The organism is Actinoplanes sp. NPDC048791, from assembly GCF_040650095.1.
Classification (GTDB): domain Bacteria; phylum Actinomycetota; class Actinomycetes; order Mycobacteriales; family Micromonosporaceae; genus Actinoplanes.
Genome location: NZ_JBEZGQ010001413.1, coordinates 1 through 1,728, shown reverse-complemented (window position 1 = coordinate 1,728; position 1,728 = coordinate 1). Strand labels below are relative to the sequence as shown.

Below are 1,728 nucleotides of genomic sequence, written 5' to 3'. Positions count from 1 at the left end.
GGCGCAGCTGGCCCGCATCGACTACGTCCGCGGCAACCGCACCCCGCTGCCGAAGATCACGGCCACGCCGGCCCGCGCGGTGTGTCGATCGAGAAGCTGTGCACAACTCCTATGTCTAGCGGCTCACCGGCACCAGTGTGAGCAGGCGGCGATCTTCTTCGTCCGGTCCGTCGTCGACTTCCTCGCCGTCCGGCCGGACCCGCTCGCGCCAGGCGACCAGCATCGCCCGCCGTTCGCGTGGTGTCGTCCCGCCCCAGACGCCGTGGCAGTCGCCCACCTGCAAGGCCCAGGCCAGGCACGGCCCTTGGACATCGCAGCTGCCGCAGAGTGCGACCGCACTCTCGGACGGCTCGTTCGGAGCCGGGAAGAACGTTTCCGGATCGACCGTGCGGCAGGCGCCGCGGGTGCGCCACGCTTCATCACTGCGACGGTCGTCGATCGCGCTGAGCAACCTTGGGTCGCGCCTGGCAATGGCGACCTCATGTGGACGCGGCATTCGAGCACGTGTCATCAGCCCACCTCCCCCGTGGGTACCGGTAAAGCCGTGATGGGCGGTCCGCACCGTACGGATCGACATCACACCGGCGCTGGTTTCTATCGCACGGAGGAAGATCAGAACAAGGGTCTTATCTATCTCGCAACAAAGTTTCCAGTGAAGAACCCCTGCATATGGGGGTATAACGCTTCGCGCTTATCAGCGAAGCGGCAATTCGGACACCCGGAATGATCGCATTTCGTGGCTCAGAACAGCGTCACCTCCGCGGGCGTCACCGGCTCCGGCGCGGTCAGCAGATGCGGGCCGTTGTTGCGTACGTTTCCGACGTCCGGACGGACCGGACGGACCTCGATCGCTTCCAGCTCGGCGGGCGACATCGGCTGCAGCAGGGCGGGCGCGTCACCGCCGCCGGCCAGCCACTGCGACCAGCGCTCCCGCGGCAGGATCAGCGGCATCCGGTCGTGCACCTCGGCCAGCCCGCCCAGCGCGGCAGTGGTCAGCACGCTGCAGGTCAGCAGCTGCTCACGCCACATCGTCCAGATGCCGGCGAAGGCGAGCACCGAGGAATCGCGCGGGGTCATGTAGAACGCCCGCTTGGTCCGGCCGTCGCGGACCCACTCGAACCAGCCGTCGGCCGGGACCAGGCACCGGCGGCGCTCGAACGACGAGGCGAAGGCCCGCGAGGTGGCCACGGTCTCGGCCCGGGCGTTGATCATCCGGGCGCCGGTGCGCGGGTCGTCGGCCCACGGCGGGACCAGGCCCCAGCGGGCGGAGTCCACGACCCGGCCGCCGTGCCGCTGCGACATGCGCACCAGGGGAACGGGATCGGTGGGAGCGACGTTCCAGCTCGGCCCCAGCGCCTCCGTGACGCTCGTGGCGTCGAAGAGCAGGCTGAGGTCGGCCTCACTCCGCGTCGTCGCGTACCGCCCACACATAGCGCCGACCCTACGCCCGGCGCGTCGATCGTGTTGCCCCGCGCAAGCTGTCGTACCCGAACGGCAGAATGGGGGCCGTGACAGCTCAAGCGCGCCCCTGGACGGCCCCCGTCAGCAGCCGGCCGGTCACGGCCACGGTCGCCCTGCCCGGCTCCAAGTCGATGACGGCCCGGGCCCTGGTGCTGAGCGCGCTCGCCGACGGCCCGTCGGAGATCCGCCGCCCGCTGCGGGCCCGCGACACCACGCTCTTGGCTGCCGGGCTGGGGGCCCTCGGCGTCGCGGTCGACACCACGGCCG

The 1,728-nt window shown here is 70.4% G+C and carries 2 protein-coding genes and 1 pseudogene; 1 reads left to right on the top strand and 2 read right to left on the bottom strand.

All coding sequences use genetic code 11. The features are described from left to right. Nucleotides 1-115 precede the first annotated feature (115 nt). On the bottom strand, nt 116-511 hold the full coding sequence (locus AB0C29_RS46930; protein ID WP_360834667.1) for a WhiB family transcriptional regulator: 396 nt from the start codon (nt 509-511) through the stop codon (nt 116-118). Between the two features lie 230 nt (nt 512-741). Then, on the bottom strand, nt 742-1,431 hold the full coding sequence (locus AB0C29_RS46925) for an SOS response-associated peptidase (RefSeq protein WP_360834665.1): 690 nt from the start codon (nt 1,429-1,431) through the stop codon (nt 742-744). A 68-nt stretch (nt 1,432-1,499) separates the two neighbouring features. Between AB0C29_RS46925 and AB0C29_RS46920 the strand changes: the two are divergent. Then, nucleotides 1,500-1,728 (top strand): annotated as a pseudogene (locus AB0C29_RS46920) (3-phosphoshikimate 1-carboxyvinyltransferase); the annotation flags it as partial.